At 51.5% G+C, this 674-nt stretch carries 2 protein-coding genes; both read right to left on the bottom strand.

The window, feature by feature from the left end:
• Positions 1-333, bottom strand: a 333-nt coding sequence (locus J0A66_RS21480) for a twin-arginine translocation signal domain-containing protein (RefSeq protein ID WP_206575907.1), incomplete at its 3' end; no start/stop codon positions are given.
• A gap of 64 nt (positions 334-397) precedes the next feature.
• Positions 398-674 (bottom strand): D-arabinono-1,4-lactone oxidase (locus tag J0A66_RS21475; protein ID WP_277603612.1); only part of this gene is annotated, 277 nt, incomplete at its 5' end.

The raw sequence follows: 674 nt of genomic DNA, 5'->3' as shown, positions 1-674 counted from the left end.
AAAGGGCAAATGGAACACCATATAAGCATGGCTTTGGGTACGCTTGGCTATATAGTCAAGCAAGTCGGGGCTTGGCAGCGACTTCACCACCATGCGATAGGTTTTCTCTGGCTGGCGGCTGAAAAACGCATTTAACCGCGACAGATTATGGTCCAGTTTATCCAGATCGATCAGTAGCGACGGATGGGTAATATCAGCGCTATCTAAAGCAGAAGATAAGCCCTGAAAATAAGGCTCGATGGCACCGGCATTATCCTGCGGCTTGGCCAGCCAGGCACCGCCCAGCACCGCCACACCAGCGCCGGCTTTTAAAAAGGTGCGTCTGCTTGTCATCTCAACCTACTCCATTATTTATTCAGTTATCAGCCATTGAAGCCCTTGCAGAAACAAGCAGCACTTACACGCCCAGCACCTGCTTTAAATGTGCATTCAGCAATTTGCCCTTGGGATCCAGACTTTCCCGAATGGCAAGAAAATCCTGCCAGTGCTTGGGGTACAGTGCCGCCAGTTGCGGGGCCTGTAAGGTATGGATCTTGCCCCAATGGGGCCGCCCTTCGTACTGATGGAAAATCGGTTCAATTTCGGCAAAAAACGGCCGGTAATCCAGGTCGCCAAACTGGTGGATGGATAACACCGCACTGTCTCGCCCCTGATACATGGACAGCATTATGTCG

The organism is Bowmanella dokdonensis, assembly GCF_017254865.1.
In the GTDB taxonomy this organism is placed as follows: Bacteria; Pseudomonadota; Gammaproteobacteria; order Enterobacterales; family Alteromonadaceae; genus Bowmanella; species Bowmanella dokdonensis.
The sequence above is the reverse complement of the archived record's forward strand: the minus strand, read 5'-3'. Positions and strand labels throughout refer to the sequence as shown.